General features: G+C 72.0%; 27 protein-coding genes and 1 pseudogene. 14 read left to right on the top strand and 14 right to left on the bottom strand.

What is annotated here, in order from left to right:
* Positions 1–38: 38 nt before the first annotated feature.
* On the top strand, positions 39–647 hold the full coding sequence (locus ACYVPE_RS06255; protein WP_461032392.1) for a TetR/AcrR family transcriptional regulator: 609 nt from the start codon (positions 39–41) through the stop codon (positions 645–647).
* 24 nt (positions 648–671) lie between these two features.
* On the opposite strand, the gene ACYVPE_RS06250 is transcribed toward ACYVPE_RS06255, so the two are convergent.
* The 3 genes from ACYVPE_RS06250 to ACYVPE_RS06240 are packed head-to-tail and all read right to left on the bottom strand — an operon-like array spanning position 672 to position 1,722.
* Positions 672–905 (bottom strand): hypothetical protein, encoded by a 234-nt coding sequence (locus tag ACYVPE_RS06250; protein WP_461032391.1) that lies wholly within the window; start codon positions 903–905, stop codon positions 672–674.
* Complete coding sequence (locus ACYVPE_RS06245; RefSeq protein ID WP_461032390.1) at positions 902–1,255, bottom strand: hypothetical protein; 354 nt, start codon at positions 1,253–1,255, stop codon at positions 902–904. Before ACYVPE_RS06245 ends, ACYVPE_RS06250 begins: the two co-directional genes overlap by 4 nt.
* On the bottom strand, positions 1,252–1,722 hold the full coding sequence (locus tag ACYVPE_RS06240; RefSeq protein WP_461032389.1) for a prevent-host-death family protein: 471 nt from the start codon (positions 1,720–1,722) through the stop codon (positions 1,252–1,254). Before ACYVPE_RS06240 ends, ACYVPE_RS06245 begins: the two co-directional genes overlap by 4 nt.
* Before the next feature lie 148 nt (positions 1,723–1,870).
* On the opposite strand from ACYVPE_RS06240, the gene ACYVPE_RS06235 reads away from it, so the two are divergent.
* From ACYVPE_RS06235 to ACYVPE_RS06225, 3 genes are read left to right on the top strand one after another with little or no spacing between them, the layout of a single operon-like run.
* The gene (locus ACYVPE_RS06235) at positions 1,871–2,623 is read left to right on the top strand and encodes a BPL-N domain-containing protein (RefSeq protein ID WP_461032388.1); all 753 of its coding nucleotides are present in this window, start codon (positions 1,871–1,873) and stop codon (positions 2,621–2,623) included.
* Positions 2,624–2,635: 12 nt separating this feature from the next.
* A complete protein-coding gene (locus ACYVPE_RS06230) occupies positions 2,636–2,908 on the top strand; it encodes a Scr1 family TA system antitoxin-like transcriptional regulator (RefSeq protein WP_461032387.1) in 273 nt (90 codons plus the stop codon).
* Positions 2,829–3,128, top strand: a complete 300-nt coding sequence (locus ACYVPE_RS06225) for an alpha/beta fold hydrolase (RefSeq protein ID WP_461032386.1) — start codon at positions 2,829–2,831, stop codon at positions 3,126–3,128. The genes ACYVPE_RS06230 and ACYVPE_RS06225 overlap by 80 nt, the downstream gene beginning before the upstream one ends.
* A 308-nt stretch (positions 3,129–3,436) precedes the next feature.
* Here ACYVPE_RS06225 and ACYVPE_RS06220 read toward each other — a convergent pair whose 3' ends face one another.
* The 4 genes from ACYVPE_RS06220 to ACYVPE_RS06205 are packed head-to-tail and all read right to left on the bottom strand — an operon-like array spanning position 3,437 to position 4,496.
* Positions 3,437–3,820, bottom strand: coding sequence for a type II toxin-antitoxin system death-on-curing family toxin (locus ACYVPE_RS06220; protein ID WP_461032385.1), 384 nt, complete (start codon positions 3,818–3,820; stop codon positions 3,437–3,439).
* A gap of 3 nt (positions 3,821–3,823) precedes the next feature.
* Positions 3,824–4,021, bottom strand: a complete 198-nt coding sequence (locus ACYVPE_RS06215; RefSeq protein WP_461032432.1) for an Arc family DNA-binding protein — start codon at positions 4,019–4,021, stop codon at positions 3,824–3,826.
* A 50-nt stretch (positions 4,022–4,071) separates the two neighbouring features.
* The gene (locus tag ACYVPE_RS06210; RefSeq protein ID WP_461032384.1) at positions 4,072–4,332 is read right to left on the bottom strand and encodes a DUF4190 domain-containing protein; all 261 of its coding nucleotides are present in this window, start codon (positions 4,330–4,332) and stop codon (positions 4,072–4,074) included.
* The gene (locus tag ACYVPE_RS06205) at positions 4,329–4,496 is read right to left on the bottom strand and encodes a hypothetical protein (RefSeq protein WP_461032383.1); all 168 of its coding nucleotides are present in this window, start codon (positions 4,494–4,496) and stop codon (positions 4,329–4,331) included. Before ACYVPE_RS06205 ends, ACYVPE_RS06210 begins: the two co-directional genes overlap by 4 nt.
* Before the next feature lie 78 nt (positions 4,497–4,574).
* On the opposite strand from ACYVPE_RS06205, the gene ACYVPE_RS06200 reads away from it, so the two are divergent.
* Positions 4,575–5,168: a TetR/AcrR family transcriptional regulator gene (locus tag ACYVPE_RS06200; RefSeq protein WP_461032382.1), complete on the top strand. Its 594-nt coding sequence runs from the start codon at positions 4,575–4,577 to the stop codon at positions 5,166–5,168.
* 46 nt (positions 5,169–5,214) lie between these two features.
* Here ACYVPE_RS06200 and ACYVPE_RS06195 read toward each other — a convergent pair whose 3' ends face one another.
* The 4 genes from ACYVPE_RS06195 to ACYVPE_RS06180 all read right to left on the bottom strand — a co-directional run bounded on the left by ACYVPE_RS06195 (position 5,215) and on the right by ACYVPE_RS06180 (position 9,851).
* Positions 5,215–7,077 carry a bifunctional glycosyltransferase 87/phosphatase PAP2 family protein gene (locus ACYVPE_RS06195; RefSeq protein WP_461032381.1) on the bottom strand — a complete coding sequence of 621 codons (1,863 nt, stop codon included), beginning with the start codon at positions 7,075–7,077 and terminating at the stop codon, positions 5,215–5,217.
* 241 nt (positions 7,078–7,318) lie between these two features.
* Entirely contained in the window at positions 7,319–8,503 is a 1,185-nt protein-coding gene (locus ACYVPE_RS06190; protein WP_461032380.1) for a GDSL-type esterase/lipase family protein, read from the bottom strand.
* A gap of 105 nt (positions 8,504–8,608) precedes the next feature.
* Positions 8,609–9,178 (bottom strand): TetR/AcrR family transcriptional regulator, encoded by a 570-nt coding sequence (locus ACYVPE_RS06185; protein ID WP_461032379.1) that lies wholly within the window; start codon positions 9,176–9,178, stop codon positions 8,609–8,611.
* A gap of 76 nt (positions 9,179–9,254) precedes the next feature.
* Complete coding sequence (locus ACYVPE_RS06180; protein WP_461032378.1) at positions 9,255–9,851, bottom strand: TetR/AcrR family transcriptional regulator; 597 nt, start codon at positions 9,849–9,851, stop codon at positions 9,255–9,257.
* Positions 9,852–9,967: 116 nt separating this feature from the next.
* On the opposite strand from ACYVPE_RS06180, the gene ACYVPE_RS06175 reads away from it, so the two are divergent.
* Positions 9,968–11,164, top strand: a complete 1,197-nt coding sequence (locus ACYVPE_RS06175) for an MFS transporter (protein ID WP_461032431.1) — start codon at positions 9,968–9,970, stop codon at positions 11,162–11,164.
* 36 nt (positions 11,165–11,200) lie between these two features.
* Here ACYVPE_RS06175 and ACYVPE_RS06170 read toward each other — a convergent pair whose 3' ends face one another.
* Both ACYVPE_RS06170 and gyrB read right to left on the bottom strand, forming a co-directional pair.
* Positions 11,201–13,312 carry a DNA gyrase/topoisomerase IV subunit B gene (locus tag ACYVPE_RS06170; RefSeq protein ID WP_461032377.1) on the bottom strand — a complete coding sequence of 704 codons (2,112 nt, stop codon included), beginning with the start codon at positions 13,310–13,312 and terminating at the stop codon, positions 11,201–11,203.
* Between the two features lie 67 nt (positions 13,313–13,379).
* Entirely contained in the window at positions 13,380–15,398 is a 2,019-nt protein-coding gene (gene gyrB / locus ACYVPE_RS06165) for a DNA topoisomerase (ATP-hydrolyzing) subunit B (RefSeq protein WP_461032376.1), read from the bottom strand.
* Positions 15,399–15,751: 353 nt separating this feature from the next.
* On the opposite strand from gyrB, the pseudogene ACYVPE_RS06160 reads away from it, so the two are divergent.
* A pseudogene (locus ACYVPE_RS06160) lies at positions 15,752–16,236 on the top strand (alpha/beta fold hydrolase).
* 116 nt (positions 16,237–16,352) lie between these two features.
* Here the strand turns inward: ACYVPE_RS06160 and ACYVPE_RS06155 are convergent.
* Positions 16,353–16,790: a nuclear transport factor 2 family protein gene (locus ACYVPE_RS06155; RefSeq protein ID WP_461032375.1), complete on the bottom strand. Its 438-nt coding sequence runs from the start codon at positions 16,788–16,790 to the stop codon at positions 16,353–16,355.
* 116 nt (positions 16,791–16,906) lie between these two features.
* On the opposite strand from ACYVPE_RS06155, the gene ACYVPE_RS06150 reads away from it, so the two are divergent.
* The 7 genes from ACYVPE_RS06150 (at position 16,907) to ACYVPE_RS06120 (ending at position 24,202) form a co-directional block, all read left to right on the top strand.
* Positions 16,907–17,506, top strand: a complete 600-nt coding sequence (locus ACYVPE_RS06150) for a TetR/AcrR family transcriptional regulator (protein ID WP_461032374.1) — start codon at positions 16,907–16,909, stop codon at positions 17,504–17,506.
* A 159-nt stretch (positions 17,507–17,665) separates the two neighbouring features.
* Positions 17,666–18,091, top strand: a complete 426-nt coding sequence (locus ACYVPE_RS06145) for a helix-turn-helix domain-containing protein (RefSeq protein WP_461032373.1) — start codon at positions 17,666–17,668, stop codon at positions 18,089–18,091.
* Entirely contained in the window at positions 18,088–18,558 is a 471-nt protein-coding gene (locus ACYVPE_RS06140) for a hypothetical protein (RefSeq protein ID WP_461032372.1), read from the top strand. Before ACYVPE_RS06145 ends, ACYVPE_RS06140 begins: the two co-directional genes overlap by 4 nt.
* Positions 18,559–18,700: 142 nt before the next feature.
* Complete coding sequence (locus ACYVPE_RS06135; protein ID WP_461032371.1) at positions 18,701–19,042, top strand: DUF2516 family protein; 342 nt, start codon at positions 18,701–18,703, stop codon at positions 19,040–19,042.
* 83 nt (positions 19,043–19,125) lie between these two features.
* Positions 19,126–19,746, top strand: coding sequence for a DUF47 domain-containing protein (locus tag ACYVPE_RS06130; RefSeq protein ID WP_461032370.1), 621 nt, complete (start codon positions 19,126–19,128; stop codon positions 19,744–19,746).
* Positions 19,747–19,753: 7 nt separating this feature from the next.
* Complete coding sequence (locus tag ACYVPE_RS06125) at positions 19,754–20,752, top strand: inorganic phosphate transporter (protein WP_461032369.1); 999 nt, start codon at positions 19,754–19,756, stop codon at positions 20,750–20,752.
* A 153-nt stretch (positions 20,753–20,905) separates the two neighbouring features.
* Positions 20,906–24,202 carry a S8 family serine peptidase gene (locus ACYVPE_RS06120; RefSeq protein WP_461032368.1) on the top strand — a complete coding sequence of 1,099 codons (3,297 nt, stop codon included), beginning with the start codon at positions 20,906–20,908 and terminating at the stop codon, positions 24,200–24,202.
* Positions 24,203–24,270 lie beyond the last annotated feature (68 nt).

Here is a 24,270-nt window from a genome sequence, read left to right as displayed (position 1 = left end):
GCCGTCAAGTAAGTAATGAGTAAAGTGGGAGCACATCGATGAGCGGCACGCGGCCTTCGCGCCGGTCCGACACCCGGCAGCGCATCCAGTCGGTCGCCCTGGACCTCTTCGCCGAGCAGGGCTACGAGAAGACCTCACTGCGCGAGATCGCCGAGCGCCTCGACGTCACCAAGGCCGCGCTGTACTACCACTTCAAGACCAAGGAAGACATCCTCACCAGCGTCTACGCCGACATGACCGGGCCGGTCGACGAGCTGATCGCCTGGGCGCGGGAGCAGCCGCCCACGTTGGAGACCAAGCTGGAGGTCCTGCGTCGCTACGGCGCCAGCCTGGGCGCGGCGCAGCCGCTCTTCCGCTTCATGCAGGAGAACCAGGCGACCCTGCGCGAACTCAAGATCCGCCACAGCCTGAAGGACCGGATGATCGACCTGGTCGGCGTGATGGTCCCCCCGGACGCCCCCCTCCCCACCCGGCTCCGGGCCATCACGGCCTTCATGAGCCTGCACGCCGGCGTCTTCGGCCTCGACGCGGTGGGCGGCTCCAGGGACGAGCGCATGGCCGCCTCCCTGGAGGTGGCCACCGAACTGATCACCACGGCCCACGCCCACACCACCGCCGACGGGGACGCCGAGCCCTCGCAACGGTGACGTGGCTGTGGGCCCTCGGGGGCGTCAGGCCAGGTCCGGCCGAAGCGAACGCAGGCCCTCCGCGATCAGGGACAGATTCTCGGCCTTACCCGACGCGACATCGATGACCAGCTCGTACGCCTCGACCTGATCGACGTCCGAGAAATCGACTCCGTTCAGGTCGAGGAAGACCACGGTGCACATCCACGCGGCGCCTTGGTACCACATGCTTCCCGCATCCGCCGCCTCGCGCCGGCTCAGCGGCGCCGCATCCGTCACTCGGTGTCCTTGGGATGCCGGAGCGACGCGTACATCACCCAGACGACCCGCCGTTCCCGATCGACGAGGTAGCGGACCCGGCCTCCGCTGGTGACCTCGAACTCCCACTGTTCGAGCTCTCGACCGTTGTGCCGATCTGTCGCCAGGTCTCCTCGTAGCCGATGCTGACGCTGGTGATGGGCCCGCGAGTGGGGAGCCATGCGCAGCACGTCCAGACAGCGGCGGGCGTTGGCGAGAGCGTGGCGGCAGAGCTCCTCCCATCCCTTGACGGCCTCACCGGTCCCGAAGCGGACATCCCATTCGTCGTGTGGCGGAGGGACCGTGACCCGATCGCCGCGCTTCGGGGTCACTCGACGACCTCGACGGGGCCGTAGTCACCCTCGGTGGGGCCGAGTGTGGCGCGGTACTCCTCCGGGTCCGCCTTGATGCGAGCGGTGGCGCGCCATCCGGCGATGACCTCCTGGGCGGAGTGGTCCGCCCCCAGTTCGGCGGCGTCGGAGAGGGCCTCGACCAGTTCCACCGTGAACGCGCGTACTTCGGCGTCTCTCAGATGCCTTATCCACGGGAAGACATCGGGCATGACCGTCACGAGCGCCTGGGCACTGGCGTCGCGCCTGAGCATCGCCAGGAACATCCGCGAGGTCGTGCCGAGATTGGCATCGCGTTGCTCCTCGCGGTCGGCGGCCGTCAGGTAGAAGTCGGGCGCGTCCCGATGCGTCACCCGGAGGCGCCCGGTGCGCGCCGCCCGCTCGGCCACGGCACGCGGATTACGGGAGAGGTCGGTGAACGTCACGGAGTCCGGGCGGGCGATGCTCATACGAACCAGCCTAATCAGATCGTGATCTGATGTCGACCGCCCCGGACCGCTCGGGGGGGCAACCGGCGCGCCGGCTTCAGCCGGGTCCGCGTACACTCCGGCGCGTGATCCCGGCCTCCCTCGTCCGCCTCGCCCCGGCGCGGGCCGCATGACGGCCGGCCCCGGGCGGCGCCGCGTGTTGGCGGCCCTCGCGACGCTCGCCGCCCCGCCGCTCCTGTCCGGCTGCGCGACCCCGCGCCGGCCACCGTCCGCACTGGTCTACCGCGGCCCGGCGGCGAGCCCTGGCTGCCCTGAGGCGGTGGCCGCCCTGTTGCGCGGCACACCTTCCCGGTTCACGGTGACTTACTGCGGCCCCGACGAGGAGACCCCGCTCTCGGCGCGCGCCCTGGCCGCGGCCGACGTCTACGCCCAACCGGGCGGCGGGGACGACGTGGACGCCGCCTGGGCCGAGCTGCGTCCGTTCGCCGACGACCTGAGGGACTGGGTACGCGGCGGCGGTCGCTACCTCGGCTTCTGCATGGGCGGCTACCTGGCCGGCCGTGACCCCGGCCTCGGCCTGCTCCCCGGTGACAGCGGCGGCTACATCGACAGCCCGGGAGCCTCGGTGACCACGGGCGAGGACACCGTCATCCGGCTGCGCTGGCGCGGCCGCCCCCGGCACGTCTACTTCCAGGACGGCCCCTACTTCCAGCTGGCCGATGACGCGTCGGCCACGGTGCTGGCCACCTACGACAACGGCCTACCCGCCGCCGTCGTCGCCCGCAGCGGCGCCGGCCGGGTCGGTGTCGTCGGCCCGCACCCCGAGGCCGACGCGTCCTGGTACGCCGACCACGGGCTGACCAACCCGGACGGCATCGGGTTCGACCTGGGCCACGACCTCGTCGAGACCCTCGCCGCCTGACGCCGAACCGGGATGCCGGGCTCGTTCGCGCTGATGAGCTTCGCCGACCGCGAGGACCCCGAGATCATCTCCGTGGACAGCATGGCCGGCGACCTCCTCCTGGTGGCGGAGGCCGAAGTCCGCGGGTACGGCGGCACGTTCGACAACCTCATGGCCGAGGCCGTCCGAGAAGCGCTCTGCTCGCGGCGAGTGCGACACTGGCGCGATGGTCGCCGAGAGCCTCGTGGCCGTGTCGACCAGACCGCCCGTCGACCTGTTCGTCGCCCGGACCGCCGGACCGGCTGACCGCACGGTGCTCGTGATCCACGGAGGTCCCGACTGGGACCACACCTACCTACGTAGCCCCCTCGTTCAGCTCGTGGGCCGGCACCGGATAGTCATGCCGGACCTACGCGGCTGCGGACGCTCCACCCGCGGCCTGGCCGACGACCAGTACACCCCGGCCGCCGCCACCAACGACCTCGTCGCCCTCATCGACACCGGGGTTTCTCCTACGGCGGCCTGATCGCCCAGCGTCTGGCCCTGGCCGCCCCCGATCGTGTCCGACGACTCGTCGTCGCCTCCAGCGGTGTCCTGCCCGTGCCGCCTGACGCCTTCGACGGCTGGCACGCACGCACCGAACTCCGTGCCGCCGAGGCGGATATCTGGGGCGATCACCGCCTGTCCGGGCCCGAGCTCACCCGCGCGGCAGCCCTGGCGGGCCGGCACCCTGCCCAGCCCTCGACACGAGGACGCGGCCCGGCAACTCGCCGCCCTCGACATCCCCGTGCTCCTGCTGCACGAACGACAGGACGTGATCTTTCCGGCAGCCGCCTAACGGGCCGGCCGAAGCGAACGCAGAGCCTCCGTGATCAAAGAGATGTTCTCGGCCTTGCCGGACGCGACATCCATGACCAGCTCGTACGCCTCATCCTGGTCGATGTCCGAGAAGTCGACTCCATTGATGTCGAGGAAGACCACGGCGCACATCCACCCGGCACGCTTGTTCCCGTCAACGAGTGGATGATTGACCACGAGCGACTGCAACAGCGCCGCCGCCTTCTCGTGGAGACCGGAATAGGCCTCGACCCCGAACAGCTGGGACTGCGGCCTGTGCAGCGCCGAAGACAGCAGACCGAGATCCCGCACCACGACGTCCTGAGCTCCACAGGCGAGCTCAGCCAGGTCCAACGCCTCCTGGATGGTCAGATACTTCACGGGCTACTCTCCGAGCCTGCGCAGCAAGTCAGCGTGTTTCGCCGCGTACTTGGCCCCGAGCTTGCGAACGGTCGCCCGATCCGCTTCTTCCACGAGATATCGCTCGACAGCCTGAACCACTATCGCGTGCATACTCCGCCCCTCCTGCTCGGCACGGAGCTTCAGAGCCTCTTGAACCTCGTCAGGCAGTCGCAGATTCATAGCCATACCAAAACCATACCGCCATCGGTACCATTTTGGTACCGCCACCGTCAGGGGCCGAAGTGCCAGGAGACGGTCGAGTCGTCGGCGACCAGCGCGGCCAGCAGGGCCAGGTCGGCGACGCCGAGCGTCGCGCCGGCCAGGGCGCGGCCGCGCCGGGTCGTGCCGCCGGTCAGGGCGAGTGCGGCGAGCACCAGGGCGAGCGGGCCCAGGATCAGGTTGAAGACCAGCAGGCCGACCAGGCCGGAGACGAAGGACCAGAGGGCCATCGAGTCGGCCGTCTCGACGTCCCGCGCCGCGCGGGCGCTCATCGCCGCCCCGTCGCCGCGGCGACCCGCCGCCGCTCCCGCAGGGCGAGCGCCACCAGATAGCCGCCGATCACGGCACCGGCCGCCAGCGAGGCGGCCGGCGGGATGTGGGCTGCCGTGCCGAGCAGGATCCCGAACACCGCCACCGCCACGACCAGGAAGAGCATCGGAGCCTCCAACCTACTCCCGGTAACCTACTACCAGTAGGGTAACCCGACCGCACCTACCGGCGGTAGGGTCACCCCGTGTCCAGGCAGCGGATGCCACGCGCCGAGCGCGCGGCGCAGATCCTCACCATCGCGGAGCGGCTGTTCACCGAGCGCGGCTACGCGCTCGCCACCATGGACGAACTGGCCGAACGCGCCGGGGTGTCCAAGCCGGTGATCTACGACCACTTCGACTCCAAGGAGCGGCTGCTGCTCACGCTCCTGGTCAGGGCCCGCGCCGAACTCCTCGACGCCACCAGCCGGGCCACGGCCGACGTCACAGAGCCGCGCGAGGCGCTGCGCGCCGCGCTGCTGGCGTTCTTCCGGTTCATCGACGACCACCGCGAGAGCTGGTCGGCCCTCAACCGGGAGTCCGCGCTGCTCTCCGGCGACGCGGGCCGCGAGGTCGAGGCGCTGCGCGCCCAACAGGCCGACGTGATGGCCGAGTTCCTGCTCCGCGACGGCCTGGCCCCGGATCCGGGCACGGCCGCCGCCTACGGCCAGATCGTGATCGGCGCGGGCGAGCGGCTGGCCCTCTGGCAGGAGGGCCGCCCCGAACTCACCGCCGAGGCCGCCACGGACCGCATGCTGGCCGTGCTCTGGCACGGCCTCGGCAAAGACCGCGCCCCGTAGGGGCGCGCGGCCCCGGCGGCCGGTCGCCAGGTACGGCGTCCGCCGCTCAACGCGCCCCCGTCAGGGCCGGCGGCCGCTCCCCCGGTCCCTCCCCCGGTTCCTGCCCGGGCCCCTCGGTCGGCGGCTCCACCCGCTCCGCCAGCTCGAACGCCCGGCCGATGGCGCGGGAGGCGGCGAAGCCGCCGAGTACCACGAGCACCCCGCCGGCCGCGTCCAGCAGGTAGTGGTTGCCGGTGCCCATGATGACCACCGTGGTCAGCAGCGGATAGCCGAAGCCGGCCACCCGCAGCCAGCCGTAGGGGGCGGTGCGCCAGAGCGTCACCGCGCACCACAGCGACCAGCCGACGTGCAGCGACGGCATGGCGGCGTAGGGGTTGGTGATGCCGGTGAGCGCGCCGTAGCGCGGGTCGTCGAGGTCCTGGACGCCGTTGGCCGTGTCGATGTAGCCGAGCCCCGGCATCAGCCGGGGCGGCGCCAGCGGGTAGAGCCAGAAGCCGACGAGGCCGAGCAGCGTGGTGAGGGCCAGCGCCCGGCGGCCGGCGCGGTAGGCGGCCGGGTGGCGCACCAGCAGCCAGCCGAGGATGGTCAGCGGGACGGCGAAGTGGAAGGAGGCGTAGGCGAAGTCCATCGCGTCGGCCAGCCAACCGACGTCCGCCACCGCGTGGTTGAGCCCGTGTTCCACGTCGATCCGCAGCGCGCGCTCGATGTCCAGGATCTGGTGGCCGTGCGCCTCGGCGGTCTCCCGGTCGCCCCGCGCCTCGCTGCGGACCCAGGAGTAGCAGAAGTATCCGACGCGGATCAGCAGCAGTTCGAGCAGCAGGTTGGGCCGGCCGGCCGCCCCGGCCCTGACCGGCCGGTCCCAGAGCGGGGAGGCGCGCGGCAGGAAGCGGATCGCGCCGGCCGCGGCGAGCGCGACCAGCAGCGGCGCGTTCTCGCCGATCGGCGCCAACGAGTCCAGCTTGGGCACCAGCACCGTGCCGTCGAAGACCAGCACCAGCGCCACCAGCGCGGGCCACACGGGACGGTCGGCGGTGCGCCGGCCGGCCCGGCCGGCGAGCGCCGCCAGCAGCCACAGCTGTCCTGACTCCCAGGCGGCCGGCGTGACGGCGAGGGCGGCGCAGCCCACCAGGCCGGCGGCGAGCAGCCGTTGGTCGTCGCGGGCCAGCCGGACGGCGCGGCGCAGCGCGACGGCGCAGACGGCGGCCGCGAGCAGCAGGAAGAGGGCCACCTCGGCGGGGCCGCGCAGCCCAAGACGCAGCAGCGCGCCGTGCAGCGACTGGTTGGCGAGGGCGTCGGCGGCCGTGCCGAGGCCGACGCCCGCGGTGTGGTGGAGCCAGTAGGCGACGGAGTCGGCCGGCCTGGCCGCCCAGGCCAGCGCGGTGGCGCCGGCGAACGCCACGCCGGTGGCGCGGGCGGCGCGGCGCCCGCCCGTGCACCAGAGCAGGGCGCCGAAGAGCAGCAGCGTCGGCTGGAACGCGGCGCCGAGGCCGATCAGCGCGCCGCCGCGGCCCTGGTGACGGCGGGCCAGCAGCCAGCCGGCCAGCGCGAGCACGAGCGCCGGCAGCCCGAGGCCGCCGTGCGTCACCAGCTCGCGCGCCGGGCGCGACAGGGCGAGCAGGATCAGCACGGCCGGCGCCACCAGCCTGGTGGGGCCAGGCACGGCGCGCGCCACCAGCAGGCCGAAGGCGGCGAGCAGCAACAGGGCGGCCAGCGTCCACCCGAGGTCCGCGGCGCGGCCGCCGGCCGCGCGCAGCGGGTCGAGCAGCAGCGCGGCCAACGGGGTGCCGGCGAAACCGCCCTCGTCGTAGAGGGGTTGGGCGGTGAGCCAGCGACCGAGGTCGGTCAGCCGCTCGTCCGACGTCCGCCGTAGCGCCTCCGCCACCTGCCAGGCCGTCAGCACGCCGGCCACCAGCCACAGCAGACCCGGGGTCAGCCGAGCCCGCGTCCTCTCCCGTACTCCGTCACGAGGTACCCCCACTCGCGCGTCCGTCCCGCCCACCCGCCACCTCTGCGCCGATGTCCCGCCGGCGTCGGCGAGATGAACAACCAGATGACAGCAAGCTACCTCTCGCCGTCCGGCGCGCCGGGACCGCCCACCGCGTGCCGCGGGGAAACCGGCCGCGGGGAAACCGGCCGCGGCTCCGCCCGGCCTACGGGCCGAGCGGTCCGCCGGCGGCGAGGGCCAGCGCGGCGAAGCGCTCGCCGATGCGCCGGTGGGTGGCGGCGTCCGGGTGGAGCTCGTCGGGCAGCGGCAGTTCGGCGTGGTCGGCCTCGCCGTAGAGCTCGCGGCCGTCCAGGAGCCGCAGCCGCGGGTCCTCCGCCGACCGCTGCCGCACGACGCGGGCCAGCTCCTCCCGGACGGCGGCGAGCGTCAGCTTCCCGGCGGCGCGCTCGGCCGGGTCGCCGGTGGCCCGGAACCGCAGCCGGCCCTCGGCCAGCGCGTCGAGGTCGAAAGCGGCGGGCCCCGGCGTGTCCTCGTGGATCGGGCAGTACAGCGGGGAGACGACCAGCAGCGGCGCGGTGGGGTGGCCGTCCCTGATGGTGTCGAGGAAGCCGTGCACGGCCGGGCCGAGGGCGCGCAGCCGCATCAGGTCGGCGTTGACGAGGTTGATGCCGATCTTGACGCTGATCAGGTCGGCCGGGGTGTCGCGCATCGCGCGGGCGGTGAACGGGTCGAGCAGGGCGCCGCCGCCGAAGCCGAGGTTGACCAGCTCCACGCCGGCGAGCGAGGCGGCCAGCGCGGGCCAGGTGGTGGTGGGGCCGGCGGCGTCCGAACCCTGGCTGATCGAGCTGCCGTGGTGCAGCCACACCTTGCGGCCCCGGTCGGGCAGCGGCTCGACGGGGGCGTCGGTGCGCAGCGCGACGAGTTCGGTGGTCTCGTTGTGCGGCAGCCAGATCTCGACGTCCTTGGGCCGGTCGGGCAGGTCCGCGAAGCGGAGGGTGGCGGCCGGCCCCCGCCGGTGCTCGGTGGCGCCGGTGGCCAGGTCGATGGTGAGGGTGTCGCCGCCGGTGGCCACGGTGGCCTGGCCGGCCGGCAGGCCGTCGACGAGCAGGTCGTAGCGGCCGGCCGGGCGGGGTGGCGCGCCGTCGTAGCTCCGCCTGGTGGGCAGCGTGTCGAGTTCGACGACGGTCGCCGCGGTGCGGAGGGCGAGGCGGACGCCGGACGGCTGGGACTCGGTCATGGCGAGCTGCGGGTCGGCGCACCGCGCGCGGGCCAGCGGCGGCAGCCGGTGCGGCAGCAGGCCGCGGGCGGTGCGCTCCAGGTCGAGGGCGCCGCGCAGCAGCTCGGCGGTGATGGGGGTGGTGATCAGCTGGGGGTGCTCGGCACGGTGCATCGTTCTCAGCCTGTCGATCTGTCGATCTGTCGATTGCCGTTCGGGGACGAAGTGGCCGACGGGGACGGCCACTCAGGGGGACGGCCGCTTCGGGGGCCGGTCGGGTCAGGGCGCGGGCCAGTTCCGCAGCAGGGCGTCGAGCGCGTCCAGCGTCCTGGCCCAGCTCTCGGCGGAGTCAGGGGCGCTGTGGTCGAAGCCGCCGGCGAGCTCCAGGCTGACGAAGCCGTGGAAGACGCTGCCGAGCAGCCGGACCGCGTGCGTCTCGTCCGGCTCGGCGAGCCGGTAGCCGCGCAGGATCGCCCGCGTCATCCGCGCGTGCCGGACGCCGGCGCTGGCGGCCGCCGTCTCCGGGTCGAGCCGCAGCCGGGCGGCGGCGTACCGGCCCGGATGCTCCCTGGCGTAGTCGCGGTAGACGTGGGCGAAGGCCGTCAGGGCGTCCTTGCCCGACCGTCCGGCCAGGGCCTCGGCGGCCCGGTCGGCCAGCTCCTCGAGGGCGAGCAGGGCGATCCGGGTCCTGAGCTCCTGGGAGTTCCGCAGGTGGGAGTAGAGGCTCGCGACCTTGACGTCGAACCGCCTGGCCAGCGCCGAGACGGTCACCTGGTCGAAGCCCACCTCGTCGGCGAGCTCCGCGCCCGCCCGCGTGAGGCGCTCCGCGGTCAGCCCTGCCCTCGCCATGCCACACCACCCTTTCGCCACCGGACGAAAGCCATCATGCGGCTACCTAATACCTTTAGGCAAGTGCTGAGGCGTACTAGGAGGGCGCCGGGCCCAGGGCCTGGACCGCGGCGTCGATCGCGGCGGCCAGGCGCTCCGGGGCATGGCCGGCGCGCTCCCGCACCCGCAGCCCGAGCACGGTGGTGAACAGCAGCTCCACGGCGGCTTCGACGTCGAGGTCGGCGGGCAGCTCGCCGCTGTCACGCCCCTCGGCCAGCAGCGAGCGCAGCGCCTGCCGGGTGACCTCGAAGGCGGCCTCGGTGCGCTGGAGGGCCTGGGCGTCGGCGGTGCCGAGTTCGGTGGCGGTGTTGACCACGAAGCAGCCCCGGCCCGACTCCTCGTCGGGCGGGCAGCCGACCAGCCACCGCAGCCACTCCCGCAGCACCTGGCGGACCGGGCCGCCGGCGGCGCCCAGCCACCGCTCGGCCTGGGCGGACTCGGTGGCCCGGTAGTGGTCGAGGGCCCGCAGGAACAGCGTGTGCTTGTCCTGGAACGTCCGGTACATGCTGCTCGGCGTGAGCCTGAGTTCGTCGCCCAGGTCACGCACCGAGGTGGCGTGGTAGCCGCGTCGCCAGAACAGCTCGGCCGCCCTGGCGACCGCGTCCCGCTCGTCGAACTGCCGGGGGCGTGCCATGCCCGCCACCCTACCGAACTTGTGGAGCGATCGCTCCCGTACTAGGGTCCCGCCTCGACGTATGGGAGCGATCGCTCCCGAAAGATGGAGGAGCCTCGGTGCCGCCCACGAACCAGATCCCCACCCCGACCACCACCCCGACGACCGGCCGACAGGCCGGGGAGAGGAGTCACTGGCCGGCGGTCGCCGCGGTGACCCTGGGCACCTTCCTGCTGGTGACCGCCGAGCAACTGCCGATCGGCCTGCTCACCGGCGTGGGTTCCGCGCTCTCGGTCTCCGAGGGGACGGCCGGGCTGATGGTGACGGTGCCCAGCCTGGTCGCCGCGGTCGCGGCACCGCTGGTGCCGGTACTCGTCGGCGCGCTGGACCGGCGCCTGCTGCTGCTCGGGCTGATGGGGCTGATGGCCCTCGCCAACGTGGCCTCGGCCCTGGCGCCGAACTTCGCCGTCCTGGTGTCCTCCCGGGTGCTGGTCGGGGTGGCGATCGGCGGCTTCTGGGCCGTCGCCAGCGGCCTGGCCGTCCGGTTGGTGGCCGCCAGGAACGTGCCACGGGCCACCGCGATCATCTTCGGCGGCGTCGGCGCCACGAACGTGTTCGGCGTCCCGATCGGCACCCTGGTCGGCGAGTTCACCGGCTGGCGCGTCGCCTTCGCGACGCTGAGCGCCCTGGCCCTCGTCGCGCTGCTCGCCCTGCTCGCCGTGCTGCCGTCGTTGGCCGCCAGCCGGCCCGTCAGGCCCCGCCTGTTGGCGGAACAGTTCCGCAACCCCGGCGTCCGGGTCGGCATCCTCGCGACCTTCCTCGTCGTCACCGGCCACTTCTCGGCCTACACCTTCGTGAGCCCGGCGCTTCAGGAGCTGTCGGGGATCGACGAACGACTCGTCGGCCCGCTGCTGTTCGGCTTCGGCCTGGCCGGCATGGTCGGCAACTTCGTCGCCGGCGCGGCGCTGGCGCGCCGTCCGCACCTGACGGTGCTGGTCATCGCCCTGGCCCTGGCGGCCGCGATGCCGCTCTACCTGCTGCTCGGCCGGGGTCCTGCCGGCGGCGCCGCACTGCTGATCGCCTGGGGCCTGGCCTTCGGCGGCGTGTCGGTCGGCCTGCAGACCTGGATGATCAGGACCGCGCCGCAGGCGGTGGAGGCGGCCTCCGCCCTGTGGGTGTCGGTGTTCAACCTGTCCATCGGCCTCGGCGCGCTGACCGGCGGCCTCGTCGTCGACTCGCTCTCCCTGCACGCCGTGCTGTGGCTCGGCGGCGCCTGCTCCCTGGCGGCCGCCCTGGCGGTCTGGAGCGCCCGCGTCGACGGGAACCTCCGCTGACGCCGGGTTCGGGTGTCGGGGTTCGGGTGTCGGGGTTCAGATGTCGACCCTGGACCGGTCGAGGGTCGCCGCCGAGCGCGTGACGAACTCCTTGCGGGGCGCCACGTCGCTGCCCATGAGCAGGTCGAACACCCGCTCCGCCGCCTCGAGGTCGGTGAGGTTGATCCGGCGCAGGGTGCGGCGGCGCGGGTCCATCGTCGTCTCGGCCAGTTGGTCGGCGTCCATCTCGCCGAGGCCCTTGTAGCGCTGGACGGACTCCCGGTACCGGATGTTCCGGCTCCGGAACTCCGCCAGCCGGTCGCGCAGTTCGCGGTCCGAGTAGGTGTAGACGTACCGGTCCTGGCCCCTCTTCGGACTGACCAACTCGACGCGGTGCAGCGGCGGCACCGCGGCGAACACCCGGCCCGCCTCGACCAGGGGCCGCAGGTAGCGCTGGAAGAGCGTCAGCAGCAGGCAGCGGATGTGGGAGCCGTCGGCGTCGGCGTCGGTCATCATGATGATCCGGCCGTAGCGGGCCGCGTCGAGATCGAAGGTCCGCCCGGAGCCCGCTCCGATCACCTGGATGATCGCGCCGCACTCGGCGTTCCTCAGCATGTCGGTCACGGGGGACCGCTGGACGTTGAGGATCTTGCCGCGGATCGGCAGCAGCGCCTGGAACTCGGACTTCCTGGCCAGCTTGGCCGTGCCGAGCGCGGAGTCGCCCTCGACGATGAACAGTTCGCCGCGGTCCCGGTCGTCGCTGCGGCAGTCGGCGAGCTTGGCGGGCAGCGAGGAGGACTCGAGGGCCGTCCTGCGGCGCTGGGCGTCCTTCTGCTGGCGGGCGGCGATCCGGGTGCGGGCGGCGGCGACGGCCTTCTCCAGGACGGCGCGGGCCTGGCCGGCGGCGTCCCGCTTGGTGGCGGTGAGGAACGCCCTGAGTTCCCCGGCGACCACCTGGTGCACGACGCGGCGGGCCGCCGAGGTGCCGAGGACCTCCTTGGTCTGGCCGGCGAACTGCGGCTCGGCCAGCCGCACGGTCACGACGGCGGTGAGCCCTTCGAGGGCGTCGTCCCTGGCGATGTCGTCCTCGGCGACCCGCAGCAGCTTCCTGGCGCGCAGGACCTCGTTCACCGTCCTGGTGACGGCCTGTTCGAAGCCGGCGAGGTGGGTGCCGCCCTTGGGGGTGGCGATGACGTTGACGAAGGACCGGAGCGTGGTGTCGTAGCCGGTGCCCCAGCGCATCGCCACGTCGACGCCGAGTTCGCGGGTGACCTCGGTGGGCGTCGTCCGACCCTGCTCGTCGAGGACGGGGACGGTCTCCCTGAAGGTGCCGAGGCCGGTGAGGCGGAGCACGTCGGAGAGGGGCCGGTCGTTCGCCAGGTACGCGCAGAACTCGCCGATCCCGCCGTCGTGGCGGAACGACTCCTCGCTCCTGCCGCCGCCCTCGCCGAGGCCGTACTCGTCGCGGACGACGATGGTCAGGCCCGGCATCAGGAAGGCCGTCTGGCGGGCGCGCTGGTGCAACGCGGCGAGGGAGAGTTCGGCGTCCGCCGGGAAGATCTGCCGGTCGGCGAAGTAGCGCACGCGGGTGCCGGTGCGCGACGCGGGGATTCCGGGCGTCCGGCGCAGGCCCCGGGCCGGGGTGAAGGGGGCGTCGGGCCCGGGGCCCGCGTAGCTGCCAGGGGTGCCGCGGCGGAAGCTGATGGCGTGGGTGTGGCCGTGCCGGTCGACCTCGATGTCGAGCCGGGCGGACAGGGCGTTGACCACCGAGGCACCGACGCCGTGCAGGCCGCCGGCGGCGACGTAGGAGCCGCCGCCGAACTTCCCGCCGGCGTGCAGCTTGGTGTAGGCGATCTCGACGCCCGACAGGCCGGTGCGGGGTTCGACGTCCACGGGGATGCCGCGGCCGTTGTCGGCGACCTCCACCGAGCCGTCGGCGTGCAGCACGACCTCGATGTGGTCGCAGACTCCGGCCAGGGCCTCGTCGACCGAGTTGTCGAAGATCTCCCACAGGCAGTGCGTCAGGCCACGGCTGTCGCTGGATCCGATGTACATGCCCGGGCGTTTGCGCACGGCCTCCAGCCCTTCGAGGACCACGAGGTGCCGTGCGGTGTAGTCGGAGCCGTCCTGCGGGCGGTCGCCCGTGGGCGGGGCGGGGAAGGTGCTCACGCGGTGCTCTCCTCGGCGGCGAACGGTGGGGGCGGGGCTGCCGACCTGGTCGGCCCGGGGCGGCGGGTCAGATGTCGAGGAAGCGGACGTCCCTGGCGTTGCGCTGGATGAAGTGGCGGCGCGCTTCGACGTCCTCGCCCATCAGGACGGAGAACAGGTCGTCGGCGACGGCCGCGTCGTCGAGGGTGACCTGGCCGAGGACCCGGTGCGCGGGGTCCATGGTGGTCACGCGCAGCTCCTCGGCGTTCATCTCGCCCAGGCCCTTGAAGCGCTGGATGGAGTCGTCCCTGGTGCGGCGGCCGGCCTGCCGGCCCCGTGCGAGGAGCAGGTCGCGTTCGCGGTCCGAGTAGGCGTACTCCACCTGCTCCCGGCCCCACTTGATCTTGTAGAGCGGCGGGCGGGAGAGGTGGACGTGGCCCTCCTCGATCAGCGGCCGCATGAAGCGGAAGAGGAAGGTCAGCAGCAGGGTGTTGATGTGCTGGCCGTCGACGTCCGCGTCCGCCATCAGGATGATCTTGTGATAGCGGAGCCTGGCGATGTCGAAGCCCTCGTGCACGTCCACGCCCAGCGCGGAGATGATCGCCTGGATCTCCTGGTTGTGGAGGATCCGGTCGATCCTGGCCTTCTCGACGTTGAGGATCTTGCCGCGGATCGGGAGGATCGCCTGGTACCGCGGGTCGCGGCCGGCCTTGGCGCTGCCGCCGGCCGAGTCGCCCTCGACGATGAAGATCTCGCACCTGGCGGCCTCGTTCGACTGGCAGTCGGCCAGCTTGCCCGGCAGCGCCGCGGACTCCAGCAGGCCCTTCCTGCGGGTCAGGTCGCGCGCCTTGCGGGCCGCGACCCGGGCGGTGGCCGCCTGGACGGCCTTGCGCACGATGTCGGCCGCCTCGTTGGGGTGGCGGCCGAACCAGTCGGTCAGGTGCTCGTGCGCGACCTTCTGCACGAAGGTCCGCGCCTCGGTGTTGCCCAGCTTGGTCTTGGTCTGGCCCTCGAACTGCGGCTCGCCCAGCTTGACCGAGATGATCGCGGTCAGCCCCTCGCGGATGTCCTCGCCCGCCAGGTTGCCGTCCTTCTCCCGCAGCAGCCTCCGCTCCCGCGCGTAGCGGTTGACGACGGTGGTCAGCGCCGTGCGGAAGCCCTCCTCGTGGGTGCCGCCCTCGTGGGTGTGGATGGCGTTGGCGTACGAGTAGACGCTGTCGGCGTACTGGCCGTTCCACTGCAGCGCGACCTCGACCGACAGCAGCCGCCCTGCGTCCTCGGCGCCGATGGAGATCACCGAGGGGTGGACCGGCTCGCCCTTGCGGGCGTTGAGGTGGGCGACGAAGTCGGTGATGCCGCCTTCGTAGCGGTAGGAGACCGTCCTCGCCGCCCGCTCCCCTGCCGGGTCCGAGCCGGCCCCGTCGGCCTCGTCGGCCGCGGCGGTGGCCCGGGCGGACGGGCGTTCGTCGGTCAGGGTCAGCGTGAGCCCCCGGTTGAGGAACGCCATCTCCTGAAAGCGCCTGGCCAGCGTCTCGAAGGAGTAGTCGGTGGTCTCGAAGATCGCGCCGTCCGCCCAGAAGGTCAGCGTGGTGCCCGTCCGTGCGGTGGCCTCGTGGCGGACGAGCGGGCCGGTGGGGGCGCCGTCCCGGTAGTCCTGCGTCCACCGGTGGCCGTCGGTCCTGATCTCCGCCGACAGCCGGGTCGACAGGGCGTTGACCACCGAGAGGCCCACGCCGTGCAGACCGCCGGAGACGGCGTAGCCCCCGCCGCCGAACTTCCCGCCCGCGTGCAGCACGGTCAGCACGACCTCGAGGGCCGGCCGCCTCTCCACCGGATGCGTCCCCACCGGGATGCCACGGCCGTTGTCGACCACCCGCACGCCGCCGTCGGCCAGGATCGTCACGTCGATCCGGTCGGCGACGCCGGCCAGCGCCTCGTCCACCGAGTTGTCCACGATCTCCTGCACGAGGTGGTGCAGCCCTCGCGCGCCCGTGGAGCCGATGTACATCCCGGGCCGCTTGCGTACGGCGTCGAGGCCGTCCAGGACGGTGATCGCGTGGGCGTCGTAGGACGGGTCGGTGTCGGTGCGGGTGTCGTGAGTGGTCACAGCTGCTCTCTCTCGGGCTGGGCAACCCAAAGAGGCCCCTGGGCCTGCGCGGCCCGGGACCAGTGGTTGCCGGAATGCCGCCCAGGATACCGAAGGCGCCCCACCATCACGGGGCACGAACACCTCCACACTCTCCCGTGCGCCCCGATCTCCCCCCGGAGCAATCCCCCCTGCCTGATTCCCGCGAAAACGCGCCTGCACGGCACACAGGGCCTTCCTGGCGCCTCGCCAGGCAGGGCAACAGGCACTTTCTTTCGGGGAGCGGCGACATTCGCACAAGACCGGAGGCCGGCGGCCCCGGCATCGTCCAGGACATGGGGAATCACCACGTCAAGCAGGCGCACGGGACGCACATGGTCCACGACGGCCCGCGGCAGGCGTCGCCGCTGGCGCTCATCCACGGCTCGGGGTCGTCGAGCGGCTCCTGGGGCCCGGCGGTGCCGGCACTCGCCGGCCGGCACCACGCCATCAGGATCGACCTACCGGGGCACGGCCAGCCCCCGCCCGCGTCGTCGTACGACGCGCCAGCACAGGCGGGCCGCCCGGCCGGTGCGCTCGCGCTGATCAGCAGCGGCCCGAGCCCCGACGCGCTCGTTCCACAGCCCGCCGCCCTCAGGGCCCTGATCGGAGCGTGCCCGAGCGCCTCGCCGCCCTCGACGTCCAGGTCCTGGTGATCTTCGGCGCCGCCGACCGCCGCTGGAATCCGTCGGCGGCGCACGACTACGCCACGGTGCCAACCGCGCGCGTCGAGCGGCCGCCCGACGTCGGGCACCTCCCGATGCTCGAAGCGCCGGCGACGACCAACGAGCCGCTGCTGGACTTTGATCTGTCTCGGTAAAGGTGGACCACGGTGGGGCTGTGGCCAGCCATGGTCCAGATTGAGTGAGACTCGTCGGTCGCATGCGTCTCACTCAACCTGAGGCGTCGGCATCGTTTGTCCGTGCTGAGCGACGGTCAGCGTTGGTCTGACAGCGCCTGGGTGATGGCCGCGACGTCCTGGTATTCGCGCCAGTGCACCACGCGGCCGTCCCGGACCCTTAGCACCAGAACGAACGCCGCGGCGGCTCGGCGGCCGGTCGTGGTAACGGAGCCCGCCACCTCGTATTCGGCGACGATCACCTCGGGGTCGGCGGTCTGGTGGACGGCGATGTCGTGGAACGCGTCGAAGCGGACGGGCAGGGCGTTTCTGCCTGCCGCTGTGAATGCGGCGCACTCCTCGCGCCCGACGACCCGGCGGCGCCGGTCTTGCGGAGCGAACGGCAGCTCGACCACGACGTCCTCGGCGCAGAGATCTTCGGTGAGACCGGGAGCCCCACCGAGGACGTTCTCGCGGAAGCGCTCGAAGACCTGCAAGGGGCTCAGTGTCGCGGAGGCACTGGTGGGCTCGGGCATGTGGGCCCTCTCTTGCGGAGAATTAATATGAGTGGCGACTCACAAACATTATGAGTCACCACTCATGTTGTCAACGAGAGAGATCAAACGTCATGACGCCTCACCCAGCCTCTGCCGTGCCCGAGGGCAGGCCGCTGCGTGCGGACGCGCGGCGCAATCGGGCCCGCATCCTCGCGGCCGCCGAGGCCGTCTTCGCCGAGAAAGGCGCGTCTGCCTCGACCGAGGAGGTGGCGGCGCGGGCTGGCGTGGCCTTCGGCACCGTCTTCCGGCACTTCCCGACCAAGAACGACCTGCTCGCGGCCATCATGAAGAACCTGCGCCAGAGGCTGACCGATCAGGCGAATGCGTCGATGGAGGAAGGGGACCCAGCCACCGCTCTGTTCACGTTCTTCGCGCTGGTGGTCGAGCAGGCAGCAGCGACCAGGACCGTGGTCGACCTGCTGGGGCAGAGCGGCGTCGAGGTCGAGCCGGACGAGCCGATCCAAGCCTTGGAGCAGGCCCTGCGTGACCTCCTTGCCCAGGGTCAGCGCGCAGGTGCCGTTCGCCCGGAGATTCGGGTAGCCGAGGTGATCGCGTTGCTCACCGCAGCCTGTCACGGCGCTCTTCGTGGCGCCTGGGACGACGGCCTCCGGCGCCGGACGCTGGCGATCATGTTCGCAGGGATGCGACCGATGGGTCAGGAAGATCGAGACAGCTCACCACTTGGTCAAGGTTGACTGAGACGTGGAGTCCGATGGTCCACAAAGATCGAGACTGGCCCACCTACGCCGAGACGGGACACTGCTGCTGGACTTCGCGGCGACGGCGACGGGGCGTGGATAGCTGCCGCAAGCAGGCCGCTTGCAATAGTTAGCATGGTGCGGCACGCTGGACGCATGGCTTCACTCGGTGTCGGCAACCTCGGCGAGTTCCTGCGGGAGCAGCGTCGCCAGGCGCGGCTGTCCCTGCGACAGCTGGCCGAGGCGGCCGGGGTGTCGAACCCGTACCTCAGCCAGATCGAGCGCGGGCTGCGCAAGCCGAGCGCGGAGATCCTCCAGCAGATCGCCAAGGGTCTGCGCATCTCCGCCGAGACGCTCTACGTCCAGGCCGGGATCCTCGACGAGCGTGCCCAGGACGACGCGGAGGGCGACCGGCCCGCCGCCGACGTGCGGGCGGCGGTGCGGGCGGATCCGCACCTTGACGAGCTCCAGAAGCAGGCGCTGCTCCAGATCTACGACTCGTTCCGGCGGGAGCACCAGCAGGCACCCACCCAGCAGGCAGCCACTCATCAGGAACGCACGCACAAGGAGAACCCTCGATGACCATCACGGACGACCTCAGGAAGACCCTGTCCAACTCCACCCCGCTCTACGTGGCCGCCGGCACCGCCGACCTGGCCGCGCAGAAGCTGCGCGAGCTGCCGGCCACCTTCGAGCGGCTGCGCGAGCAGGCGCCCGAGCGGCTGCCGAGGCTGCGCGAGCAGGCCCAGCACGCGGCGATGCAGGGCGTGGGCATCGCCCTCGAGTACGCGGTGAAGGCCCGCGAGACCTACGACGTGCTGGCCGAGCGCGGTCGCACGGTGGTGGACGCCCGCCGCGCCGCCGGCGACGACGAGCCCGAGGTGACGGTCGAGCGCGCCGAGCAGGTGCCGGTCACCGAGCCGGAGCCGGTGCGCGAGCCGGCGGCCGCCGCCGAGACCGAGACCGAGCCCACCGCCGAGGTGCCCCGGCAGCGCCGGTCCTCGACCACCAGGAAGTCGACCGTCAGGAAGGCCCCGCCGAAGGCGTGAGCCGGCTCAGCCCGTGGCACGCCCCCTACCAGGGGGGCAGGCCACGGGCCGGTCCCGGGCCCTCGCGACCATTACCCGCGCGGGCCCCGGCCCAGTACCGTGGACGGTAACCCTCGGCGTTGACGACTTGGTGGTGGACAGCATGCTCCTGTCAGGCTTCAGCTCAGTGATCAGCTTCATCTTCCTCGGGTTGCTGCTGCTCAGTGCCTTCGCGCTGGTGCACGCCGCGCTCCAGCGGGAGGACGCCTACCGGGCGGCCGGCAAGCAGACCAAGCCGTTCTGGTTGATCATCCTCGGCATCACGGTGGCCGCCCAGCTGCTGCTGCCCATGATGCTCCTGGTGCTCGCGGGCGCGGTGGCCACCATCGTGTACCTGGTGGACGTCCGGCCGGCCCTACAGGCGGTCACCGGCCGTGGCCGCGGCCACGGTGGCGGCTGGAGCAGCAGCGACGGTCCGTATGGGCCCTATAACGGAAATCGCTGACCCTTCCTCCCAACGTGGCCCTGGCCGGAATCTGCCTCTAGCATCAGCGGGGACACCCGTCGATGAACGCCAGAGGAACCGTAGTGCGATTTCGCCTGACCCCCAGGGAGACCAGCTTCTACGAACTGTTCGCCATGGCCGCCGACAACGTGCTGAGCGGCTCGAAGCTGCTCATGGAACTCCTGGGGGCCGACGCCGCTACGCGCGTCGAGATCGCCGAACGGATGCGCGCCGCCGAGCACGCCGGGGACGACGCGACGCACGCCATCCTGCACCAGCTGAACTCGTCCTTCATCACGCCCTTCGACCGTGAGGACGTGTACCGGCTGGCCTCCACCCTGGACGACATCATGGACTTCATGGAGGAGGCCGTCGACCTGGTCGTCCTCTACGAGATCGACGAGCTGCCCAGGGGCGTCGAGGAACAGATCGAGGTGCTGAACCGGGCCGCCGAGCTCACCGCCGAGGCGATGCCCAGACTGCGCACCATGGAGCAGCTCAGCGAGTACTGGATCGAGGTCAACCGCCTGGAGAACCAGGCCGACCGGGCCCACCGCAAGCTGCTCGCCCACCTCTTCAGCGGCTCCTACGAGGCCATAGAGGTGATGAAGCTGAAGCAGGTCGTGGACGTGCTGGAAGAGGCTGCCGACGCCTTCGAGACGGTGGCCAACACGGTGGAGACGATCGTGGTCAAGGAGTCCTGATCCCACCGTGGACACGTTCGGCCTCATAGTCGTCGTCTGTACGGCGCTCCTCTTCACCTACACCAACGGCTTCCACGACTCCGCGAACGCCGTCGCCACCTCCATCTCCACCCGCGCCCTGACCCCCCGCGTGGCGCTCGGCATGGCCGCGCTGATGAACCTGGCGGGCGCCTTCCTCGGCAGCGGCGTCGCCAGGACGGTCAGCGAGGGCATCATCGACACCCCCACCGGCGACGGCGGGATGGTCATCCTGTTCGCGGCGCTGCTCGGGGCCATCGGCTGGAACATGGCGACCTGGTATCTCGGACTGCCCTCGTCCTCCTCGAACGCGCTCTTCGGCGGCATGATCGGCGCCGCGCTGGCGGCCGCCTCGGCCGTGCACTGGGACGGGGTCCTCACCAAGGTCGTCCTCCCGATGTTCGTCTCGCCGCTGATCGGCCTGGTGCTCGGCTACCTGGTGATGGTGGCCACCCTCTGGCTGTTCAGGAAGGCGAACCCGCGCCGGGCGCACCGCGGCTTCCGGATGGCCCAGACCGTCTCGGCGGCCGGCATGGCGCTGGGCCACGGCCTCCAGGACGCGCAGAAGACGATGGGCGTGGTGGTGCTCGCGCTGGTGATCGCCGACGTGCAGGACGAGGCGGACTCCATTCCCACCTGGGTCAAGCTGGCCTGCGCCGGCATGCTCTCGCTCGGCACCTACGTCGGCGGCTGGCGGATCATGCGCACGCTGGGCCGCCGGATCATCGAGCTCGACCCGCCCCGCGGCTTCGCCGCCGAGTCCACGGCGGCCTCGGTGCTCTACTCCGCCTCCTACATCTTCAACGCGCCCGTCTCCACGACCCAGGTGATCTCCTCGGCGATCATGGGCGTGGGCGCCACCCGGCGGATCAGCGCGGTGCGGTGGCGGGTGGTGCGGCACATCGTGGCCAGCTGGTTCATCACGATGCCGGCGGCCGGCCTCGTCGCCGCGCTGGTCTACACGGTGACCCGGGCGCTGCTCGGCTGAGGCCGCCCGGCCCGGTCACCCGACGCCATGACGCGTACACACACAATCACCGCGACTTCCTCACGATTCCTTTGACAGCATTCTGGCCCCTTAGGCACGTCTTACATCGGGGGCCACTCCAAGGTCCCCGAATTCATCTAGCAAGGGGGCCAGTTGAGAAAGCGAACACAGCGATCGCGCGCTGCCGTCGTCGCCTGCGCGGCGGTGGCCGCCGCCCTGACCGGGGGGTTAACGGCGCCGGCGACGGCGTCGGATGGGCTGTCCGGCGGCACGTTCGGCCGGTCGGCCGAGCAGGGCCGGGGCGGTGAGCGGATCGCGCTGATCACGGGTGACCAGGTCATCGTCGGCGCCGAGGGCGAGGTGACCGGCCTGATCCGCGGTGAGGGCCGGGAGAACATCCCCGTCCGGGTGCTGGAGATCGACGGCGCCACCCACGTGATACCGGCCGACGCGCAGCGGCTGATCGCGGACGGCACGCTGGACCGGCGGCTGTTCAACGTCACCGAGCTGAGCCGCGACGAGTACCGGCAGCGGGACGGCCTCGGCGTCATCGTCACCTACAGCGGCGAGCGGCAGGCCAACCTGCTGCGCGCCCAGGACGACGAGGCGACGACGCTGGACGCCATCGGCGGCGAGGCGCTGACCGTGGCCGACGGCGAGCTCGCCGGCCTGTGGAACGCCCTGACCGAGCCCACCGGCGACGAGCAGCGGCTGGCCGCCGCGCCGCAGGTCGAGTCGATCGCGCTGGACGGCCTCGTGCAGGCGACGCTGGACACCAGCGTGCCGCAGATCGGCGTCCCCGAGGCGTGGGAGGCCGGCTACGACGGTGAGGGCATCACCATCGCGGTCCTGGACACCGGCATCTCGGACGACCACGAGGACGTCACCCCGCAGGTCGTCGCGGAGCAGAACTTCTCCGACTCCGAGGACGCCGACGACCACTTCGGGCACGGCACCCACGTCGCCTCCATCGCCGCCGGCACCGGCGCGCACTCGGGCGGCACCTACACCGGTGTCGCGCCGGGCGCCAGGCTGCTCGACGGCAAGGTGCTCGACGACTCGGGTGGCGGCTGGGAGTCCGACATCATCGAGGGCATGGAGTGGGCGGTCGAACAGGGCGCCGACGTCATCAACATGTCGCTCGGCGGCGGTGAGTACCTGGAGATCGACCCGATGGAGGAGGCCGTCAACACCCTCTCCGCCTCCTCGGACGCGCTGTTCGTGATCGCGGCCGGCAACAGCGGCCCGTCGGAGAACACCCTCGGTTCCCCGGGCACCGCGGACGCGGCCCTGACCGTGGGCGCCGTCGACAAGCAGGACCAGCTGGCGGACTTCTCCTCCGTCGGCGGCCGGCTCCGCGACGCGGCCGTCAAGCCCGACGTCACCGCGCCGGGCGTCGACATCGGCGCCGCCGCCGCGCCGGGCAGCGTCATCGAGGGCGACGGCATCCCGGTCGCCGACGGCTACGTGGCGATCTCCGGCACCTCGATGGCCACCCCGCACGTCGCGGGCGCCGCCGCCATCCTGGCGCAGGCCCACCCCGACTGGACCGGCGAGCAGATCAAGGCCGCGCTCACCGGCTCCGCCGTCTCCACCGGCGACTACACGGCGAACCAGCAGGGCACCGGGCGCATCGACGTGCCGGGGGCCCTCGCCCAGACCGTGATCGCCGAGACGGCCTCGCTGAACTTCGGCATCGTGCCCTTCCCGCACGACGACGCCGAGCCCGTCACCGAGGAGTTGACGTACCGCAACCTCGGCGACGAGGACATCACCCTGGACCTGTCGCTCGAGGGCCGCGCCCCCGACGGCAGCGCCGCGCCCGAGGGCGTCTTCGCCCTGGGTGCCGACCAGGTGACCGTCCCGGCGGGTGGCACCGCCACCGTCCCGGTCACCGCCTCCACCGCGGCGGGTGACCAGTTCGGCGCCTACACCCTGCACGTCACCGCCACCGGCGGCGACGAGACCGTCAGGACCTCGGGCGCCATCCTCCGCGAGGAGGAGAAGTTCGACCTCACCATCGAGGTCACAGGGCGTGACGGCCAGCCCACCGCCGCCTGGGACACCCTGCTGTTCGGCCTCGACGGCGACGAGTTCACCTTCCTCTCCGGCGGGGAGGACGGCACCGCCACGATCCGGCTGCCCGAGGGGCGCTACCTCACCGAGACCGGCGTCCTCGTCGGCGACGAGGAGCTGACCGGCATCGACATGCTGCTGCAGCCCGGCATCGCACTGACCGAGGACACCACGGTCACCCTGGACGCCAACGACGCCAGGCCCATCCAGCTGACCGGCCCGGACTACGCGGCCGAGCAGACCGACGTGAGCGCCTACTACTTCATCGAGACCGAGGCCTCGGGCCTCTCCTCGTCGTGGTCGGGCGGCACGCTGGGGAACGAGTTCCGCACCGCGCAGGTCGGCGACGTCCCCGACGACGTGGCGTTCTCGGCCTCCGCCACCGCCAACTGGATGAACGACGACCGCGAGTACTACCTGGCGGACAGCCGGGAGGGCTCGTTCTACACCGGCCTGCGCAAGCGGGTCAGCTCCTACGAACTCGCGCAGATCACCACCCACCAGGGCGCCTCGCTGCCGGACCGGAACGGCTTCCTGTTCACCAGCCCGGCGAACGGCGGCGCCACCGCCTACGCGGTGCAACTGCCCCGCACCACCGAGGTGTTCGTGCAGGCGGCGGCCGGCCCCTGGACCCAGGACTTCTGGCAGATCGATCCCGAGGAGAACATCGACGCCAACTACTGGGCCGACCCGTTCGACTTCGAGGCCGGTGAGACCTACGAGACCACCTTCAACGTGGGTGTCTTCGGCCCGGCGATCAACGAGGGCCAGGGCCTGTTCCGGGCCGGGAACGAGCTGTTCGGCATCGTCAACCCGTTCGCCGACGGTGCCAGCCACACCGGCGACAGCATGTTCGACTCCGCCTCGACCACCGTCTACCGGAACGGCGAGGAGTACGCGACGGCCGAGGACTACCTCGACTGGGTGAGCTTCGAACTGCCCGACGACGAGGCCGAGTACGAGGTGGTCACCACCGCCAGCCGGGACGGCATCGGCGCCTCGGTGACCACCGAGGTCACCGCCTCCTACACCTTCACCTCGGCCAACCCGGGCGAGGACGAGCAGGTGCAGCTTCCGGCCAGCGCCATCCGGTTCACCCCGGAGCTGGCTCTGGACAGCACCGCCCCCGGCGGTGACACCGTCCAGGTTCCGGTGACCGTGCAGGGCTCGGCCGCGGACGGGAACCTGGAGTCGCTGACCGTCTCCGTCTCCTACGACGGCGGCGAGACCTGGACCGAGACCCCGGTCGAGGACGGCGCCATCACCGTCACCAACCCCGAGGCCGGCGGCACCGTCTCCTTCCAGGCCGAGGCCGTCGACGGCCAGGGCAACGTCACCAGCCAGACCCTGATCGACGCCTACCGCACCGTCTGAGGCCGACAACCGGCCAGAACCACAAGCCGGCCCGCCACGGAGTGGCGGGCCGGCGCCTTCGGGTCACG

It is taken from the genome of Streptomyces mayteni (assembly GCF_054783955.1).
Note: the sequence above shows the minus strand (reverse complement) of the source record. Positions and strands in the feature narration are given on the sequence as shown.

Excerpts from the sequence above, each read along its gene's own strand:
- ACYVPE_RS06190 (WP_461032380.1), bottom strand. The coding sequence starts at position 8,503 with ATGCACCGTGCCGAGCACCCCCAGCTGATCACCACCCCCATCACCGCC.
- ACYVPE_RS06235 (WP_461032388.1), top strand. The coding sequence starts at position 1,871 with ATGACGGCCGGCCCCGGGCGGCGCCGCGTGTTGGCGGCCCTCGCGACG.
- ACYVPE_RS06205 (WP_461032383.1), bottom strand. The coding sequence starts at position 4,496 with ATGCTCTTCCTGGTCGTGGCGGTGGCGGTGTTCGGGATCCTGCTCGGC.
- ACYVPE_RS06255 (WP_461032392.1), top strand. The coding sequence starts at position 39 with ATGAGCGGCACGCGGCCTTCGCGCCGGTCCGACACCCGGCAGCGCATC.
- ACYVPE_RS06240 (WP_461032389.1), bottom strand. The coding sequence starts at position 1,722 with ATGAGCATCGCCCGCCCGGACTCCGTGACGTTCACCGACCTCTCCCGT.
- ACYVPE_RS06155 (WP_461032375.1), bottom strand. The coding sequence starts at position 16,790 with ATGCCCGAGCCCACCAGTGCCTCCGCGACACTGAGCCCCTTGCAGGTC.
- ACYVPE_RS06185 (WP_461032379.1), bottom strand. The coding sequence starts at position 9,178 with ATGGCGAGGGCAGGGCTGACCGCGGAGCGCCTCACGCGGGCGGGCGCG.
- ACYVPE_RS06225 (WP_461032386.1), top strand. The coding sequence starts at position 2,829 with ATGGTCGCCGAGAGCCTCGTGGCCGTGTCGACCAGACCGCCCGTCGAC.
- ACYVPE_RS06215 (WP_461032432.1), bottom strand. The coding sequence starts at position 4,021 with ATGAATCTGCGACTGCCTGACGAGGTTCAAGAGGCTCTGAAGCTCCGT.
- ACYVPE_RS06135 (WP_461032371.1), top strand. The coding sequence starts at position 18,701 with ATGCTCCTGTCAGGCTTCAGCTCAGTGATCAGCTTCATCTTCCTCGGG.
- ACYVPE_RS06180 (WP_461032378.1), bottom strand. The coding sequence starts at position 9,851 with ATGGCACGCCCCCGGCAGTTCGACGAGCGGGACGCGGTCGCCAGGGCG.
- ACYVPE_RS06230 (WP_461032387.1), top strand. The coding sequence starts at position 2,636 with ATGCCGGGCTCGTTCGCGCTGATGAGCTTCGCCGACCGCGAGGACCCC.
- ACYVPE_RS06140 (WP_461032372.1), top strand. The coding sequence starts at position 18,088 with ATGACCATCACGGACGACCTCAGGAAGACCCTGTCCAACTCCACCCCG.
- ACYVPE_RS06210 (WP_461032384.1), bottom strand. The coding sequence starts at position 4,332 with ATGAGCGCCCGCGCGGCGCGGGACGTCGAGACGGCCGACTCGATGGCC.
- ACYVPE_RS06145 (WP_461032373.1), top strand. The coding sequence starts at position 17,666 with ATGGCTTCACTCGGTGTCGGCAACCTCGGCGAGTTCCTGCGGGAGCAG.